General features: G+C 70.9%; 14 protein-coding genes. 5 read left to right on the forward strand and 9 right to left on the reverse strand.

What is annotated here, in order from left to right:
- The first annotated feature begins 89 nt into the window (after positions 1-89).
- Both AB8K43_RS09120 and AB8K43_RS09125 read left to right on the forward strand, forming a co-directional pair.
- Positions 90-1490: a zinc-dependent metalloprotease gene (locus tag AB8K43_RS09120; RefSeq protein ID WP_370893596.1), complete on the forward strand. Its 1401-nt coding sequence runs from the start codon at positions 90-92 to the stop codon at positions 1488-1490.
- On the forward strand, positions 1487-2083 hold the full coding sequence (locus AB8K43_RS09125) for an NUDIX hydrolase (RefSeq protein ID WP_370893598.1): 597 nt from the start codon (positions 1487-1489) through the stop codon (positions 2081-2083). Before AB8K43_RS09120 ends, AB8K43_RS09125 begins: the two co-directional genes overlap by 4 nt.
- Here AB8K43_RS09125 and AB8K43_RS09130 read toward each other — a convergent pair.
- Positions 2080-2589: a M48 family metallopeptidase gene (locus AB8K43_RS09130; protein ID WP_370893600.1), complete on the reverse strand. Its 510-nt coding sequence runs from the start codon at positions 2587-2589 to the stop codon at positions 2080-2082. The genes AB8K43_RS09125 and AB8K43_RS09130 overlap by 4 nt on opposite strands.
- 142 nt (positions 2590-2731) lie before the next feature.
- Here AB8K43_RS09130 and AB8K43_RS09135 point away from each other — a divergent pair, with 142 nt between their 5' ends.
- Complete coding sequence (locus AB8K43_RS09135; RefSeq protein WP_370893602.1) at positions 2732-3622, forward strand: hypothetical protein; 891 nt, start codon at positions 2732-2734, stop codon at positions 3620-3622.
- A 1-nt stretch (position 3623) separates the two neighbouring features.
- Positions 3624-4949 carry an ABC1 kinase family protein gene (locus tag AB8K43_RS09140; RefSeq protein WP_370893603.1) on the forward strand — a complete coding sequence of 442 codons (1326 nt, stop codon included), beginning with the start codon at positions 3624-3626 and terminating at the stop codon, positions 4947-4949.
- A gap of 7 nt (positions 4950-4956) precedes the next feature.
- Here AB8K43_RS09140 and AB8K43_RS09145 read toward each other — a convergent pair whose 3' ends face one another.
- The 6 genes from AB8K43_RS09145 to nudC all read right to left on the reverse strand — a co-directional run bounded on the left by AB8K43_RS09145 (position 4957) and on the right by nudC (position 9589).
- Complete coding sequence (locus tag AB8K43_RS09145) at positions 4957-5154, reverse strand: hypothetical protein (protein WP_370893605.1); 198 nt, start codon at positions 5152-5154, stop codon at positions 4957-4959.
- A 3-nt stretch (positions 5155-5157) separates the two neighbouring features.
- Complete coding sequence (locus AB8K43_RS09150) at positions 5158-5730, reverse strand: HhH-GPD-type base excision DNA repair protein (protein WP_370893607.1); 573 nt, start codon at positions 5728-5730, stop codon at positions 5158-5160.
- 53 nt (positions 5731-5783) lie between these two features.
- Entirely contained in the window at positions 5784-6062 is a 279-nt protein-coding gene (locus AB8K43_RS09155) for a WhiB family transcriptional regulator (protein WP_370893609.1), read from the reverse strand.
- A gap of 137 nt (positions 6063-6199) precedes the next feature.
- Complete coding sequence (locus AB8K43_RS09160; protein ID WP_370893611.1) at positions 6200-6367, reverse strand: hypothetical protein; 168 nt, start codon at positions 6365-6367, stop codon at positions 6200-6202.
- A 108-nt stretch (positions 6368-6475) separates the two neighbouring features.
- Positions 6476-8626 (reverse strand): UvrD-helicase domain-containing protein, encoded by a 2151-nt coding sequence (locus tag AB8K43_RS09165; protein ID WP_370893613.1) that lies wholly within the window; start codon positions 8624-8626, stop codon positions 6476-6478.
- Between the two features lie 66 nt (positions 8627-8692).
- On the reverse strand, positions 8693-9589 hold the full coding sequence (gene nudC / locus AB8K43_RS09170; protein WP_370893615.1) for an NAD(+) diphosphatase: 897 nt from the start codon (positions 9587-9589) through the stop codon (positions 8693-8695).
- Positions 9590-9685: 96 nt separating this feature from the next.
- Here nudC and AB8K43_RS09175 point away from each other — a divergent pair, with 96 nt between their 5' ends.
- Positions 9686-10858, forward strand: coding sequence for a phosphotransferase (locus tag AB8K43_RS09175; protein WP_370893617.1), 1173 nt, complete (start codon positions 9686-9688; stop codon positions 10856-10858).
- Here the strand turns inward: AB8K43_RS09175 and AB8K43_RS09180 are convergent.
- Together AB8K43_RS09180 and AB8K43_RS09185 are read right to left on the reverse strand one after the other, a co-directional pair.
- On the reverse strand, positions 10855-14139 hold the full coding sequence (locus AB8K43_RS09180; RefSeq protein WP_370893619.1) for an ATP-dependent helicase: 3285 nt from the start codon (positions 14137-14139) through the stop codon (positions 10855-10857). The genes AB8K43_RS09175 and AB8K43_RS09180 overlap by 4 nt on opposite strands.
- A complete protein-coding gene (locus tag AB8K43_RS09185; protein WP_370893621.1) occupies positions 14136-17327 on the reverse strand; it encodes an ATP-dependent helicase in 3192 nt (1063 codons plus the stop codon). Before AB8K43_RS09185 ends, AB8K43_RS09180 begins: the two co-directional genes overlap by 4 nt.
- Positions 17328-17480 lie beyond the last annotated feature (153 nt).

Here is a 17480-nt window from a genome sequence, read left to right on the forward strand (position 1 = left end):
GGCGGCGATCCGATGGGAACCCTTTCGGGTCCGCCGTGGTTGGGTTAGGTGAATGGCCATCTTCACTCATGAGAGAGCGGTGAACCACCGTGTCCTACGAACCTGACCGTGCCGAAGGTTCCGACGACCTCCCCGAAGAGCTCGCCCGCATCCTGCGCGAACTGACCGGAGGGGCCGATCTGCCCCCGCAGATGGTCGAACAGCTCAAGGCGATGGGTCTCGCCGATGCCGACCCCGCGGTCGTCTCGGCGATGGCGCAGCAGGTCAAGGCGATGTTCGCGCCGGGCCCGGTGACGAAGGGGGTCGACGTCGCCTCGGCGACCGATGTCGCCCGCCAGATCGTCGCTGGGAAAGGGGGCGATGCCGCCATGGGCAGCTCCGAGCACGCGCTCGCCGAACAGGCCACTCGGATCGCCGGGTTGTGGCTGGATCAGGCGACCTCGCTTGAGGCGCCCTCGCTCACCGGCGCTGCGCTCTCGCGGGCCGAATGGGTCGAGGCGACCCTGCCGACCTGGGCCGACCTGGTCGACCCCGTCGCGGAGGGGCTCTCGGCGGCGATCCGCGACTCGATCGGCACGCAGATGCAGCGGATGGGCGACTCCGGCGCGGACCTCGCCGCCCTCGGGCTGCCGCCCGGGATGAACCTCGACGCCATCAGCAATCAGATGGCACCGATGGTGCAGCGGATGAGCTCTTCGCTCATCACCGCCCAATTGGCGCAGGCCGTGGGGGCGCTCGCTGGCGAAACCGTCACCGGCACCGAGGTCGGGATCCCGATCGTCCAGGGGCGGGTCGCCCTGCTGCCCGCCAACATCGCCCTCTTCGCCGACGGACTCGGCGTTGACCTCGATGAGGTGTGGTTGCATCTCGCCCTTCGTGAGGCGGCCCGGATGCGCCTCTTCACCGCCGTCCCATGGCTTGGCCCGCAGATCCTCGCGACCGTTCAGGAGTACTCGCGCGGGATGGCGATCGACACCGACGCGATCGACGCGGCCGTCTCCCAAATCAATCCCTCTGATCCCGAGGCGCTGCAGGAGGCGCTCACCGGTTCGTTCTTCCAGCCGCAACCGAGCGCGATCCAGCAGGCCGCGCTGACCCGCCTCGAGACCTGGCTGGCGCTGATCGAAGGGTGGGTCGATCACGTCGCGGCGCGCGCGAGCGCCGATCATCTGCCCAATACGGCGGCGATGGCCGAAACGATCCGGCGCCGGCGCGCGACGGGGGGCCCGGCCGAAAAGACCTTCGCCGGGCTCGTCGGACTTGAGCTGCGACCGCGGCGCCTGCGGGACGCGGCGAACCTCTGGGCCGCGCTCGAGGATGCGCACGGCGCGAGCGCGCGCGATGCCGCGTGGGACCACCCCGATGTCGCGCCCCGCGCCGAGGACCTCGACGACCCGCTCGGCTACGTCGAGCGTTTCGGGGGCGAATCCGAAGGGACCGACCTCGATGCCGAGTTGGACGCCTTGCTGCGCGACGAGTCTGGCGAGTGACGCCCCCTTCTCTTGGGATCGCCCGGGTGTGGCCTCCCTACCAAGCCGTCGCGCGCGATCTCGAGCGGGTCCTGCGCGATTGGACGGCGCCCGATGGGGAGCAGGAGGCCCTGCGTGAGCAGTACCTCGCGCACCTCGGGGCCGACCCGATGGCGGTGTCGAAGGGAGGTCCACCGGCGCACTTCACGGCCGGCTGCCTGATCTACGCACCGGATCGCACGGCGGTCCTGCTGACCCTGCACGCCAAGGCGCGCCGGTGGTTCCAGATGGGCGGCCATATCGAAGGGAGCGACCTCACGATCTCGGGCGCGGCCGCTCGCGAGGCCCTGGAGGAGTCCGGTCTCGTCGCTGGCGAGATCGAGATGCTGCCCGATCCGGTCCATCTGGATCGCCACGACCTGCCGGGCGCATTTGGCCGCTGCCGTGAGCACCTCGACGTCCGATACGCCGCGGTCGCGGTCCACGGCGCGATACCGCGGATCTCGGCCGAGTCCTTGGACCTCGCCTGGTGGCCCATCGACGGGCTCCCGGAGGGCAGCGAAGACCTCCGACCGCTCGTGCAGGCCGGGCTCGACGCCCTGGAGCGGGCCTAGTCTTCGAGCTCCTCGGGGCGACCACTCACCCCTTCGAGATAGCCGCGGGCTCGCTCGGTGCGCTCGTAGGAACTCAGCAGCGCCCAGAACTCGGCGCCATGTCCGGGCACGAGCAGGTGCGCGAGTTCGTGGAGCAGGACGTAGTCGATGACGTAGTCCGGCATCCCTTGGAGGCGATGGCTGAGCCGGATGGTGCGATCGAGCGGGGTGCACGAGCCCCAGCGAGTGTTCTGATTGGTCACCCAACGGACCGAGGCGGGCTTGGCGATCCCTCCTAGATGAGCCTTGGACAGGCGCTCGGCGCGTCGCATCAGCTGCTCGTCGGAGGCCGGTTGCCGCGAGGATCGGCGCAGCACGCGCGCGCGCATCGTCTTGACCCAGTGCTTCTCCTCCGAGGCGCTCATCCCGGCCGGGAGCAGCACAACGAGCCGCCCGCCGTCCAGGTACGCGCTTACCGTGCGACGGCGGCGGCGACTGCGGCGGATTTCGACGTCATCGGCGGCCACGGGGCTAAACCTAGCGAGGGATGCCGACAACCCCGCGCGATCCACTCCACCTGCGCCCCGTGGCATGTGGATAAGTCGAAGGGCGAGTGGGGCGATTCTGCGACAGTGGCCGGGACGCCCTTCGGCGAGAAGGAGCCAGCAGATGCCACCTCACCCACCTCGGCCACGCCTCACCCGACCGATCCAGATCCTGCGCCGGCCCGACGGCACGATCCAGCTCGGCCTCGGCCCGCACGATGCCCTCCGAGTCGTCGGGGTCGCACCTCACGAGTGCCTCTGGCTGCTGACCCTCGATGGGTCCCGCTCGGTGGATCAGGCCTGCGATGACGCGATCGCTCACGGGATGTCGCCCGATCGGGCACGCCATCTGCTCACCCATCTGGGCCCGCATGGGCTCCTCGGCGAAGGGCGAGCGAGACCGCTCGATGACCCGCCCGTGATCATCCAAGGCGCCGGACAGGTACCAGCGCTCCTCGCAGAGGTCCTGCGGCAGGCCGGCCTCAGCCGGGTCTTGCGCGATCCCACGGGCGACGCGGCCGTGCTCCCTTCATCCTCCCCAGACGGCGAGCGCGCGATGCCCGTGGTGGTGATCGCCTCGCATGTCCCGGTCGCCGCGACCTCGGGTGACGCCTGGCGGGCGGCGGGCGCGAGCGTGCTTCCGCTGTGGTGCGGGCCCGGGCACGCGAGCATCGGCCCCCTGGTCCTGCCCGGCGTGGGACCCTGCCTGCACTGCCTCGAACTCACTCGGGTCGACCTCGATCCGGGCTGGCCCTGGCTTCGCGCTCAGGTGAGCGCGCCCCGGGTGGGTCCCCCGGTCCCCGTCGATGGCGATGGCGCGACCTGCGGGCTTGCCGCCGGTCTCGCGGGAGTTGTGGTGCTCGACCATCTGGCCGGGCGGGGCCTGCCGCTCGGCTCCTCCATCGACGTGACCGTGCCCGGGCCGACGCTCGCCCGTCGGGTTTGGCATCGCCACCCGCTCTGTGATTGTGCTGACACCCCCCTCGGCCAGGGAGCTCCCAGGGCCATGCGATGAAATGGACCACGTGACCGAGATCCCCCGCCGCGCCCTGACCCGCACCGCCCGGCTCGCGAGCCTCCCCCTCGGGGCGGCCGGGCGAGCCGCTGTCGGCCTCGGCAAGCGCGCGACCGGCCAGTCGTCGGCCGAGGTCGCCGAGGAGATGCAGCGCCGGACCGCGGAGCAACTCTTCACGGTCCTTGGCTCATTGAAGGGGGGCGCGATGAAGGTCGGGCAAGCGATGTCCGTGCTCGAGGCCGCGCTGCCTGAGGATCTTGTCGAGCCCTATCGCGAGATGCTCGCCAAACTCCAAGACGCCGCTCCCCCGATGAGCTCTGCGGATGTGCACACCGTCCTCACCCGCGAACTCGGCCCCCGCTGGCGCGAGCAGTTGGTCGAGTTCGGTGAGACCCCGGTCGCGGCCGCCTCGATCGGGCAGGTGCACCGCGGCACCTGGGCCGATGGCCGGACGGTCGCGGTGAAACTGCAGTACCCCGGCGCCGAGGCTGCCCTGCGCTCCGACCTGCAACAACTCGCCCGATTGGCGCGGGTCATCGGTGCCTGGATGCCAGGCCTCGACGTCAAGCCGGTCACCGAGGAGCTCCTCGCGCGCGCCGACGAGGAGCTCGACTACATCCTCGAGGCGGAGCACCAACGGGCCTTCGCCGCCGCCTATGCTGACGACCCGGACGTGGTCGTGCCGCAGGTCGTGGCCGGGACCCGCCATGTCCTCATCACCGAGTGGCTCGATGGCGTACCGCTCGGCCAGATCATCCGAGACGCCGACCAGCCGACCCGGGACGCAGTGGCGAGCCTCTACCTGAGTTTCCTCGTCGGCGCACCCGCTCGCGCGGGGATGGTCCACGCCGATCCCCACCCGGGGAACTACCGCGTCACCCCTGACGGGCGTCTTGGGGTCATCGACTTCGGAGCCGTGGGCCACCTCCCGTACGGGCTGCCCCCGGTCATCGGTGAGCTGATCCGACTCGCTCTTGCTGGACGGGACGAAGAGGTGCTCGCGGGCCTCCTTGACCAGGGCTTCATCCGGCGCGGCACCGCGACCGACGCCCATGCCATCGTGAGTTACCTGCGCCCCTTCATCGAGCCGCTCGGGCACGAGGAGCATCGTTTCTCGCGCGAATGGCTGCGCGAGGTGTCCCAGCGCACGACCGACTTCCGTCACCCGGAGTTTGCGGTCGGGATGAAGTTCAATCTGCCGCCGGAGTACCTCATGATTCACCGGGTCTTCCTCGGTGGAATCGGGGTGCTCAGCCAGATCGGCGGGACGGTCCCGGCGCGCGCCTTGGGTGAGCAACACCTGCCCGGCTTCGCCGAGCCGCGCTAGTCGCCCGTCACCACCAGGTCGAGTCGAGTTTGGCCTCGATCGAGCGGACGTGACGACGGCTGCACTGCGCGCAGGTCCAGATCGTGCGACCGCTCTCGCTGCCCATGACCCAGGTCAGCAATTCGCTCGGGTCGCGCGTGCTCGTCCCGCACATCGCACAGTGCCGCTCGCTCTCGCGGCCATCGTCGATCGCGCCGTCGGCCATGGCCTACCCCTTCGCGGCCTTCGCCGCCGCCTTCGCGGCCTTCTTGGTGTCCCGGACCTCTTGCAGGCTTTGCGGGTCGACCACATCGGCGACCGAGCGACGCGACCCCTCTTCGGCGTAGGGGCCGATCGCCTCGCGCCACCCGTCGGGGCGCACACCGAGCTGTTTGCCGAGCAGCGCGGCGAAGATCCGCGCCTTCTGCTCGCCGAAACCGGGCAGTGCCGTCAACCGCTTCAGCAACTCCGTGGTGTCCGCGGCGGTCGTCCAGATCGCGGCCGCATCGCCGTCATAGTCGTCTCGCACCACGGCGGCGAGGGCCTGGATCCGCCCCGCCATCGACCGGGCGTAGCGGTGGATCGCTGGCGGCGTGGCCGCCAGGTCGGCCAACTGCTCTGGGTCGGCGTCCGCGACCGCAGCGGGGTCGAGAGGGCCGAAGCGTTCGCGCAATTTCGCCGGTCCGGCAAACGCCCGCTCCATTGGGAACTGCTGATCGAGGAGCATCCCGATCAGCAGGGCGAAGGGGTCCGAACTCAGCAACTCGTCGGCGATCGGGTCCTGGGCGATCCGCAGCGTCATGCGCTCCATCGTGACAGGTCGGCCGGCCCCGGTCGAAGGGGGCCGGCCGACCACTAGACGGGGATCGGGTGCTTCCGAGGTCGCCCTCGCGGGCGTTTGCGCGGCACGACCCGACCGCCGTCAAAGAGCTCGCCGCCCCAGACACCCCAGGGCTCGGCACGCTCGATGGCACCAGCGAGGCACCGTTCGCGGAAGGGACAGGTCTGGCAGAGCGCCTTGGCAAATTCGACGCCCTCGGGCGTCGCCGCGAACCAGATCTCTGGGTCCTCTTCGAAGCAGGGGACGCTCACGCGGGTCGTGGTCGGGGAAGGGGGCTGGATTACCGCAGTCATGGTGGTTCGTTGCTCCTGGAGCACGTGGTGGAAGAAGGGAAGAAGAAGGTCCTGGTGCGGTCATCGAGACCGAGGACTGGGCGCGAGATCCGCGGGCGGGAGACCGCGTACCGGGCCGCCTGTTACCGGCGAGACTTCTAGCTGTGCAGAGCGAGAAAGCCGGTGCGCGGCGAGCGCAGATCTGCGGCGGGGGCCTTCGGGCGCGGATCGAAATTCGCGGTTTCGATTCGCAGGCTCGAGGCGGCGCCGGATCCCAGGTGGGCAGCGCTCATCCCATTGACCGGATCGGTAATCGTCGTGATCATCGCGAGGCTGCCCTCCCTTCTTCCTTCTTCACGTGGCACGTGCTCGTACCAGGTGCATGGCGAACGTTTTGTCAGGTTAGGGCACGACCGAGCGGCCTGCCAACCGAATTAATCGCCGACTTCCGAGGCGCTCGCTGCGACAACCTCTTCGGGGTCCGAACCGGCCACCACGGCGATCACCTGGTCGGCGTACAGGGACAGCTTGCGGGGACCGACGCCACTGATCGCGGCAAGTTCGCGTTGGGCCTTCGGCTCGGCATCGGCGATCGCCTCCAAGGTGGCATCGGTAAAGACGACGAAGGCCGGCACACTCTGCGCGCGAGCCGCGGCCAGGCGCCACGCGCGCAGGCGCTCGTAGAGCCCCTCGTCGTAGGTCGCCGGACAGTCCGGGCAGCGTCCACTCGCCCGGGCGGTCGCCGTCGTGAGTTCGGTGCCGCACCCCTTGCAGTGCCGGGTGCGGGCCACCCGTGCGCGCGAGCGGGACTGCCCCCCTGCGGATTTGGGCACGGACCGCGCACCCTCACCGAGGATCCCCGACGCCCCATCGAGGAATCGGCTGACCCGACGGCTCGCCCGCGCGCCGGGCGTGCGCGCACGGGCCCAGGTGAGGTGCAGGATCTCGCGGGCCCGGGTCACGCCGACGTACATCAGGCGCCGCTCCTCCTCGATCTCCTCGGGCCCCTCGGCCATCGTGATCGGCAGGAGCCCATCCGAGCAGCCGACGAAGAAGACGACATCCCACTCCAGACCCTTGGCCGCGTGAAGGGAGGCGAGCGTCACCCCTTCGACGCTCGGTGCGTGCTGGGCCGCGGCGCGCTCGTCAAGTTCACGGATGAGATCCGGCAGGTGAGCCTCTGGAGTCGTCGCGGCCAGGCGTTCGCCGAGGTCGACGAGGGCCTTGAGCGACTCCCAGCGCGCTCGCACGGCGCCACTCGTCCCGGGCTCGCCGGGCTGCCAGCCCATCCCCCCGAGGACATCGGCGACGACGGTACCGAGCGGTTTGGTCCCGTCGTCGGTGCGCGCTGCGCCGCGGAGCAGCACGAGGGCGTCACGGACCTCCTTGCGGGAGAAGAAGCGTTCACCGCCGCGCACGAGATAGGGGACGCCCTCGTCGGCCAGCGCCGACTCAAAGGCCTCGGACTGTCCGTTGGTCCGGAACAGGATCGCGATCTGACTCGCGGGACGGCCGGCGGCCACCAGCCGCCGGACCTGCTGCGCCACCCAGGCCGCCTCGGCCGGGTCATCATCGAGGGCAGTGAGGCGAGGCTCCGGGCCGGCGCCGCCCTGGGCGTGGAGAACCACCGAGCCATGGCGACGTTCGCCATTCGGAGCGGTCAGCAGGCGGTTTGCGAGGGTGACCACCTGCGGGGTGGAGCGGTAGTTGCGCACGAGGCGCACGGTCCGCGCCCCGGGGTGACGCGTAGTAAACCGCAGGAGGTGCTGAGGCGTCGCTCCCGTAAAGGAGTAGATCGTCTGGGCGGGGTCGCCGACCACGCAGAGGTCATCACGACCCCCGACCCACAGCTCGAGCAGGCGCTGCTGGAGGGCGTTGACGTCCTGATACTCATCGACGACGAAATGCCGGTACTGCTCACGCACCGTCGCGGCGATATCCGCTCGCTCGTCGAGGATTCCGACGGTGAGCAGCAGGACGTCCTCGAAGTCGATGACGCCGCGCGCGCCCTTGACCTCTTCATAGGCCTCGATCAGCCGAGCCATCCCGGTGAGGTCGATCCCGGGAGGCTCGCGACGGGCGGTGCGGGCCACCTCGGGATAACTCTGGGGCGTCAGGAGCGAGACCTTGGACCACTCGATCTCGGCGGCGAGGTCGCGTAGTTCCGCCCGGTCGAGCCGCAGCCCGAGTCGCCCGGCCGCCTCGGCCACCGCAGGTGCCTTGTGCGCCATGATCTCCGGCGCGGCCCCGCCGATCGCCTGCGGCCAGAAGTAATGAAGTTGGCGCAGCGCCGCCGCGTGGAAGGTCCGTGCCTGGACCCCAGCCACCCCGAGGTCGCGCAACCTGGTGCGCATCTCCCCGGCAGCGCGCGCCGTGAAGGTCACCGCGAGCACCCGCTGCGGGTGGTAGGCACCCGAGTGCACCCCATAAGCGATCCGGTGGGTGATCGCACGGGTCTTGCCGGTGCCGGCACCGGCCAGCACACACATGGCGCCCGTGGGATGCGCCGCGACCTCGCGCTGCTCTGGGTCGAGGGCGGCCAGCACCTCATCGGCTCCCGGGTGGGGGCCGGAAGGGGGTGTCATCTCGCCTCCTCGTTGTGCCTAACGAGAGCACCTTCTCACTTGGGGCCGACAATCACGCGATCGCGCTCACAGGCGCTGCCCGTACCACTGCTCGACGAGCCGGGCCGAGATCGAAAACCGGTTCGGCCGGGCGATCTCGCCGCTCGCCCAGAGCGCGGTCAGGTCGTCGCGAGTCACCCATCGAGCCGCTCGGATCTCGGCCTGGTCGAGGTGCAACTCGGTCGTCACGGCCCGCGCGGTGAAGCCCACCATGAGGGAACTCGGGAAGGGCCACGGCTGGTCGGCGACATAGGTGATATCGCTGAGGACGAGCCCCGATTCTTCGTGCACCTCCCGGGCGACGGCCGCCGCGAGTGATTCACCCGGTTCGACGAAGCCGGCGAGCAAGGAGTATCGATCCTCTGGCCAGGTCGCGCCGCGTGCGAGGAGCAGCCGGTCCTGCGCGTCGGTGATCGCCACGATGATCGCGGGGTCCGTGCGCGGATAGTGTTCGCTGCCATCGGCGTCGCACCGGCGGATCCAGCCACCATGGGTCGCCCGGGTCGGGGCGCCGCAGCGCGGACAGCGCGGGTGCCCGCGATGCCAAGCCGCGAGCGCGAGGGTCGTCGCGAGCGCACCCCCTTCGCGTGCCGTGAGGTACTGGCCGATCTGCCGCGGCCCGCGAAGCAGCTCCGGGTCGACCCCCTCGGCGGTGTCGGCGCAGACCGCGATCCAATGCTCCCCGTCGGCCCGCCCGAGATAGAACCACAACTGCTCTCGATCGCTCGGCCGCGGTGGCCGCAGCACCAGTCGCGATCCATCGGCGACCCGGCGCACCGGCACCTCATCGCCCACCATCTCGAGCACGAGCGTCGATGCGTCGGTGAAGAGGGCGCTCAGGGCATCGGGGTCAGCGCGCAGCGCGGCATCGCGATCGAGATCGCCGCCAGCGAACGGGAGATCGGCGAAGGGAGAAAGCGACACCCTGACGACGATAGTCACTCGCGAGATCCAGCCGATCTGGCCCACTCCGGGTGGCGCTCCCGCCTTCTGCGCTCGACTGCACCTACGGTAAAGGGCGTGAGCCGTGGACCTTTGACCCTCGCCGCCTTAGCCAGTGCGGCCGTACCCGACCTGGATCCGGTCTCGGTCGAGGGCGTGGTCACCGGCCCCGACGCCGGCTACGACGTCGCTTTCGTCCACGACGCCGAGCATCGGCGTTGGGTGATCCGCTGCCCTCGGGACGCCGCCGCGGCGGCCGAGTTGGAGCAGTCCGCGGTCCTGCTGACCCAACTGGCGCGACGCCTCACGATCCCGGTGCCGTTTGTGCGGGGATGGGTTCGTCTGCCCGAAGGGGGTCGCGCGGCCGTCCATGCCCACCTGCCCGGCTACCTGCTTGACCCGGCGGGCCTCACCCCCGGACGCGGTCTCGCCGCGCACCTCGGCCGGGCGCTCGCGATGCTGCACAACCTCGACCCGCGCGTCTACGAAGACGCCGGGATGCCGGTCTTCGATGCCGAGGGCTATCGCGCGCGCCGCCTCGCGGACCTCGATCGCGCCGCCGTCACCGGCCGGGTCCCGTCCCGGTTGCTCTCGCGGTGGGAGCAATTACTTGAGGACGTGCGGCACTGGCGCTTCATCACGACCCCCACGCACGGCGCGCTCGACGGGAGCCACATCCTGGTCGTCGACCACGAGGAGTCGCTCGCGGTGCGCGGATTCCTCGGATGGGAGCGCGCCCAGGTCGCCGACCCAGCAGACGACTTCGCCTTCCTCATCGGCTCGGCCTCCGAGGAGGCGATGGAGACGATCATGGAGGCGTACGCCCACACGCGGACCGAGCACCCCGATCGCTACGTCCTCGAGCGGGCACGCATGGTCGCGGAGATGGCTCGCGTCCGCACGATGATGGCCGCCGTCGCCGCGGGCGACCTCGACCGCGCGGCTCACCACGAGGCCGCCCTGCGCGACCTCGACGCCGAACTGGCTGGCGAGGACCCCACGGGCGCGAGCGCCGATCGGGTGACCGCCATCCCGATTCACCACAGCGATCCCGCGGACACCACGGAGTCCACCGACGGGACGCTGTACTCCGCGAGTTCCGATGACTGGTCCACCGAGGAGTACGAGGTCGCCTCCGAGGCCCTCGCCCCCGAGGACACCGACACCCGCCCCATCGAGGCAGATCGCGATGACGATGGGGGCGACGCGGACGAGCACGACGAGCCGCCGCACTCCTCGCCCTCGGCCTAATCGCCCCCCGTCACGACCTGCTCGATCTGCTCAACTCCGAGCAGGTCGGGGTAGTGGGTTTCGCCGGTCGAGGCGTAATAGAAGGCGGCGCGCACCTGCTCCAACGGGATGTCCCGCCATCGGGCATATGCCACGCGGTAGGCGGCGAGTTGCAGAGCGCGCACGCGAGCATCGGGACCGGTGGCCGGCCGCCCGGACTTCCAGTCCACGACGATGACGCCACCGCCCTCGGAGGCGAAGACCGCGTCGACCCGGCCGCGGACCGCCCGCCCGGCGATCACCGTCTCCAGGCTGAGCTCCACCTCCAGTGGCGTCCTCGTCGCCCATTCGCTCGCGAGGAAGCGCTCCTTCATCGCCTCGAGGTCCTCATCGTCTAGATCCTGATCGGCGCTACCGGGCAGGTCGTCGAGATCGACGATCGCCGAGCGCTGGTAGTGCTCCTCCACCCAGGCGTGGAAGGCCGTGCCGCGGCGGGTCGACGCGCTCGGCGGTTGTGGAAGGGGGCGGCGCACATCGAGGGCATAGGCCTGCGGGTCGCGCGCGAGGGCCACCAGCGATGAGGTCGTGAGGTGGGCCGGGAGGTCGACGGAGGGGACCCGGTGCGCTAACCGCTCGCGCCGTTCGGCGAGGAGGAGATCGAGTTCGCGATCGATCGCGCCCCCGCCCGACGGGGCGATCGCCGAACTAGACGCCGCGATGATCGCGTCAGCGGCGGCGCTCAGCCGCTCATGCTCGGGCGTTGCCGACCATTGCGGCCACACCGCGACCCGTTCGGCGGCCGCGATCGGGTTGTCCAACCCCTCTGGCGGGGTCTCGCACCAGTCCACCACCCGCACGCCGGTGATGGTGGGCGCACCATCGCCCGGCGTCTCCCCCACGATCTCGGTCACGAAGCGCGAGGGCAGCCGGGGCGTCCGCGTCCGCCCGACCCAGGTCGCCCCGCTGAGGAGCAGTTGGTGGCGAGCACGGGTGGTCGCGACATACGCCAGGCGGCGCTCTTCGACCACACCGTGCTCACCGCCGGCGGCGCGGAAGGCCGAGGCCGCGGCCTCGACGGCCTTGGTGTCCGGGCCCACGGTCAGGTCGAGCTCCGGCAGACCGTCTCGGTCGCCGCGCAGGGCGTAGGGCACACCGCCATCGAGCCCGGTCAACCACCCTCCGTCCGTCACCGCGCCGAGCACCCACTGCTCGTCATTGCCGACCCACCTCGCGCGTGCCGGGTGGGCGGGAAAGCTCCCTTCGACAAGCCCCGGGACGGCGACGACATCCCATTCCAAGCCCTTGGCCGCATGACAGGTGAGGATCTGCACGGCATCGGCGCTGACCTCTACCGTCGGCGCGTCGAGCCCGTCCTCGCGCTCCAGCGCCGCCTCGATCCAGCTGACGAACGCGCCCAGGGTCGGCCGATCGGCGGAGGCCGCGAACTGCGCGGCGACATCGGCGAAGGCATCGAGGTGGCTCCGGGCGGCGCCTGGGCTCCACCCCGGCCGGGAGAGCACTTCGAGGTCGATTCCGAGCGCCCGCTCGGCCTCCCCCACGAGATCGGGAAGGGCGAGCCCGCTCTGCTCCCGCAATCGCCGCACGATGGCCGCCAGATCGCGCAGGCGCGCGAGACCGGTATCGGAGATCGTGCGTCCATCGCGACTGCGCCACCCCGGCTCGGGGAGTTCGTCGAGGGCATCGACGATCGTGACGTCGTCATTGCTGTCCGGCGCGAGGTCCGTGGTGGGCGCAGCTGTCCGGGCGGGCCGCAGGTCGGCTGCGCGGGCACCGAGGCCAGCGATATCGGCGGCCCCCAGCCTCGCCACCGGCCCGGTCAGCAGGCGCATCAGTCGATCCCCGCGCGTCGGATCGGCGACCACGGCGAGCAGCGAGACCACATCGCTCACCTCAGCGGTCTGGAGCAGGCCGCCGAGCCCGACGACCTCGTACGGGACACCATGGCGGTCCAAGGCCTCCGCGATCGGGGCGAACTGGCTGCGTTTGCGACACAGGACCGCGGCGCTGCGTGCGCTCGCCCCCTTCCCCCGGCGCTGCGAGATCCACTCGGCGACCCGGTCGGCTTCTTGCTCGGAGGTCACCTCCCGCAGCACCTCGACCTGCCCGAGGTGTGCGCCCTCGCGCGGGTGGAGGCCCTCGACGGGGATCGGGCTTGAGGCTCGAAGGGGCTCCGCGATGGCGTTCGCGACGGCGAGGATCAGGCGGTCATTGCGCCAACTCGTGGAGAGCGGGCGCACCGGCGCGGGCTCGTCACCTCCCTCTCGGCGCGCGCGAAATACCTGCGGGAAGGTCGCGAGCGTGGTGGCGCTCGCCCCGCGCCAGGCGTAGATCGACTGGTGCGGATCGCCGACGGCGGTCACCGCCGAAGACGGGCCACCCTCGGGGGCGAAGAGCTCGCGCATGAGGACGAGTTGGGCCTCGCTGGTGTCTTGGAACTCATCGAGCAGGACCACCCGATAGGTCTCGCGCTGGAGCGCTCCAATATCGCCGAAGCGACGGGCCAGCCGGGCCGCGAGCGCCATCTGATCGGCGAAGTCCATCGCGTTGCGCTCACGCTTGACGCTGAGGTAGCGCTCGACGATCGGCAAGATCTGACGTCGCCGACGCAGCGTCGCGAGGATCTTCTGGCCGCCCTCCTTGATATACCGGCGCGAGTCCCGGGCCTCGATCGCCTCCATCCCGGAGACCTGGCGCTCCAGGTATTGATCGATGTCGCGCACGCTCAGCAGGTGCTCGGACATCTCGCCGGCGAGAGCGAGGACGGCATTGGTTACCGTCGCCTCGACCTGCTCGACCTCCCCCATCGGCCCGTCATAGGCAACGACAACTTCGTGCGCGAGTTGCCAGGCAGCGGCCTCGGAGAGCATCCGCGCATCGCGCTCGTACCCGAGCCGTAGGGCATGCTCACGAACGAGCGCCCCGGCATAGGAGTGATAGGTCGAAATCGCCGGGCCAACCCCCAAGAAGGCGTCGCTATCCTGCGGCGGCGACCAGATCCCCGCATCGTTCAGGCTCGCCAAGCGGGCCGCGACTCGCGCCGAGAGTTCTCCGGCGGCCTTACGGGTGAAGGTCAGGCCCAGCACCTCCTCGGGGCTCACGAGGCGATTGGCGACGAGCCAGACCACTCGGGAGGTCATGGTCTCGGTCTTGCCCGAACCCGCTCCGGCGACGATAAGTTGCGGCTCGAGCGGTGCCTCGATCACCGCGATCTGCTCGGGCGTCGGGGACGGCTGATCGAGGGCCCGCGCGAGGTCGGTCGCGCTCCAGCGCACATCGTTCACCGCAGCACGCTCCCTTCGGGCCGAAGGGGGCACGACGACGTCACCGGACAACTGCCGCAGAAGGTGTCGTCCACCCGGGCGGTCACCTCGGCGGCCGCCATCCCGTCGGCGGTCTGCTCGATCAGCCGGTGCGCCCACTGCGGGTCTTCGGCGCGATCGAGGGCGGGCTGCTCCATCACGAGGTTGCGGCGATTAGCGATTTTGCCGAGCTGCACCAGCGCGGCCCCGGCGCTCTCGGTCCCCGCCGCGAACCCCCCTTCGCTCACGGCGACCTGGTAGGTGCCGAGCTGTGGGTGCTGGGGAAGATCGGAGCGCGTCGGGGCGCTACTGCCCGTCTTGTAATCGATGACGCGCAACCGCCCCTCGGCATCCTGCTCCAACCGATCGACCGATCCGGCGAGGACGGCCCGGCCGAGTTCGACCCGGAAGCCGGCCTCGGGCTCGACGAGGCTCCAGCCCCCTTCGCGGGAGCGGGTGTAGAAGGCCGCGAGCCAGTGCGCCATCGCATGGGCCCGCGCTCGGCGTTGGTCGTTGACCCACCCTGGGGGCAACCCCAACTGGGCCCAGCGCGCGTCGATCTCGGCGCGCAGGGTCGCGGCGTCGGTGTCGCCCAACTCGGCGGCGATCGCGTGGATCAGCGTCCCGACCTCGGCGGCAACAGCTCGGGACCGGTCCCCGCCGCTGCTCGTGAGCAGCCACCGCAGCCCACAGCGCGCGAAGGTCTCCACGCGTGACGGGCTGACCGGCACTGGTTGGTCGTCGGCGCGAAGGGGGCGATCGTCGCTTCGCTCGCGAAGCGCCCACCACCTCGCCGGGTCCGCGCCGCGGATCTCTTCGGCTCGCAGCCGGGCGAGGCGCGGTACGGCCGCTGCTGCCGCGCTCGGGTCGGGCCCGCCCGCATCCTGGCGCAACCGCGCGACCACGCCGGTCAAGTCAAGGGGGGATGGCACCTCGGTCACCGGCCGCAGGGAGCCGTCGGCTCGCCCCGCGACGAGGTCGAGATAGACCGACGGCTGCTCGTCCTCGGTACGCACAGCGGTCACGAGGAGACGCTCGCTCGCTCGCGTGATCGCGACATAGAACAGGCGGGTCTCGTCATCGCGAACCTGGGCCCTCGCCGCCGCCGTGCTGAGCGGCCTCCCGGCGAGGACGTCGACCAGATCCTGGGAGCCGAGCAGCGATCCACGCAGGCGCAGGTCCGGCCAGACGCCGTCCTGGACCCCTGCCACGACGACCCGGCGCCACTGACGACCTGCCGCGGCGGCGGGAGTGAGGATCTCGACGACCTCGTCGCTTTGGGCCCGGGCGGCGATGGAGTCGGCCGCGATGTCCTGGTGCGCAATCGCCTCCAGGAAGGCATCGGGTCCCGCTCCGGGACGGGCCTGCGCGTGGCGTGCCGCCGCGTCGAAGAGCGCCACCACGGCGTCGAGGTCTCGGTCGGCCCGAATCCCGGCCGCGCCGCCCGCTAGGGCGGTATCGCGCCACGTCTCGGCGAGCCCGCTGCGGCTCCAACTGGCCCACAGGATCGTCTCGGCGGCAACGCCTGGAGCCCACCCCGTCCCGTCGGGCCGGCGCACCGCTGCCTCGCAAGCGGCGGCGAGGAGCCGACTCAGTCGGCGCAGCGGCCAAGCCTCCGCTCCGAGGTGATCTACGCGCTCTGGGTCGATCACGGAGGCCGTCAATAACTCATCGCTCGTGCGCGAGCCACCACCGGTCAGCTCTTCTCGGCGTAACAATCGGCGCAGCCGCCGCTGGGCGACCGCGTCGGCACCGACGAAGGACGAACCAAGCAGCTCGATAACCGTGTCGATCTCGGGCTCGGAGCGGGCCCCCTTCGCCAATTCGACCGCTTCAGCGAGGAGGAGCAGCAGGGGGCGCACCGCAGGTTCGCTTCGCAGCGGGATCTCGCCGCCCGTGCTCGCGACCGGCACTCCGGCCGAGGCCAGGACCCGGCGCAGCGTGCCGGTCCGGCTCGCACCGCGCACGATGACCGCCATCTCGGACCACGCGACCCCCTCCATCAGTCGGGCGCGACGAAGGTCATGGGCGATATAGGCGGCCTCTTGGGCACTGCCGCGCAGGACCCGGACGTCTACCTCGCCGGGTCCCTGGCGGGCTGGCTCGGCGTGGCGTGCCGCACCCCCGCCGAGAGCACCGATCCGCGACACGACGCGATCCGCTGCCGCCGCGACCGCAGCCGGGAGCCGGTGCCCCTGGCCGAGCACGACGGTGGCCTCCTCCCGTCCCGGCCAGGGATCGATCAGCGCCCGGGGGTCCGCTCCCCGGAAGCCCTGAACGGTCGCATCGGGGTCTCCGAGGAGGACAAGAGGAGTCCCCCCTCCCGTCACCAGGCGGATCAACCGCACGGCAGGAGCAGTGAGTTCGTGAGCGTCATCGACGACCACGAGGCCGAGCGAGGCACGCACCCGCTCTGCCGCGATCGGGTCATCCTCGATCAGATCTGCGGCGGCCGTCAGAATCCACGCCGGGTCATAGGCTCCGGGCCGGCCAAGGGCGGTCACCTCGTCGTACTCACGCAAGACCTCGGCTCCGGCGATCCACTCGGGCCGGTCGTGGGCCGCTCCCAGGGCGGCCAGCTCCTGCGGTCCCACGCCGTGCTCGACGGCGCGCATCAGCAGGTCGCGCAGCTCCCCGCGCAAACCGCGGGTCCCGAGCGCGTCCTGAACCGCCTCGGGCCAGCGCGGCCCACCCCCTTCGGCGGCGTGCCCAGCGAGTAGGTCGGCGAGCACCGAGTCCTGCTCTGCCCCCGAGAGCAAGCGGGGTTCGGGCGCGCCGACCAGGGCTGCCTGCTGACGCAGGATCCCGAAACCGAGGCTCGCCATCGTCCGAGCCAACGGACCGGTGCCCGTGCGTGCGAGGCGGGCTGTCACGTCGTCCCGCGCGCGAGCAGCGGCCACCCGGGTCGGAGCGATGAGCAGGGCCCGGTCCGCGCTCACCTCGCCGCGCCGGACCCGGTCGAGCAGGATGTCGCGGGCCACCGTCGAGGTTCCCGTGCCCGGCCCTCCGAGAACCCGCAGCACCTCGGCGCGGGCAGCCACCGCGGCGCGTTGGTCCTCATCAAGGGTCCAGCCGATGCCGGGGGCCGACGTCGCCGGGTCGCCCGGTCCGGCAGTCAGGGGCGCGGGTCCGCGGCGCAACCGCACCCGCAACGGGTTATCCAAACTCACAACCCCATCCCACCATCTGTCGCCGACAACCCTTGTCGCTCTCCCCACGAAAGGGTAGATTCCGCCGCCCTCGCGCGTTGATTCCGTGTCGCGACCACTACCGGTGCGTAAAATGGCTCTAGACCGGATCCACAACGGCGTCCGCCGGGTGCC

The organism is Janibacter sp. GXQ6167, from assembly GCF_041365945.1.
In the GTDB taxonomy this organism is placed as follows: Bacteria; Actinomycetota; Actinomycetes; order Actinomycetales; family Dermatophilaceae; genus JBGFSK01.

Excerpts from the sequence above, each read along its gene's own strand:
- AB8K43_RS09150 (WP_370893607.1), bottom strand. The coding sequence starts at position 5,730 with ATGACGCTGCGGATCGCCCAGGACCCGATCGCCGACGAGTTGCTGAGT.
- AB8K43_RS09135 (WP_370893602.1), top strand. The coding sequence starts at position 2,732 with ATGCCACCTCACCCACCTCGGCCACGCCTCACCCGACCGATCCAGATC.
- AB8K43_RS09145 (WP_370893605.1), bottom strand. The coding sequence starts at position 5,154 with ATGGCCGACGGCGCGATCGACGATGGCCGCGAGAGCGAGCGGCACTGT.
- AB8K43_RS09160 (WP_370893611.1), bottom strand. The coding sequence starts at position 6,367 with ATGATCACGACGATTACCGATCCGGTCAATGGGATGAGCGCTGCCCAC.
- AB8K43_RS09155 (WP_370893609.1), bottom strand. The coding sequence starts at position 6,062 with ATGACTGCGGTAATCCAGCCCCCTTCCCCGACCACGACCCGCGTGAGC.
- AB8K43_RS09165 (WP_370893613.1), bottom strand. The coding sequence starts at position 8,626 with ATGACACCCCCTTCCGGCCCCCACCCGGGAGCCGATGAGGTGCTGGCC.
- AB8K43_RS09140 (WP_370893603.1), top strand. The coding sequence starts at position 3,624 with ATGGACCACGTGACCGAGATCCCCCGCCGCGCCCTGACCCGCACCGCC.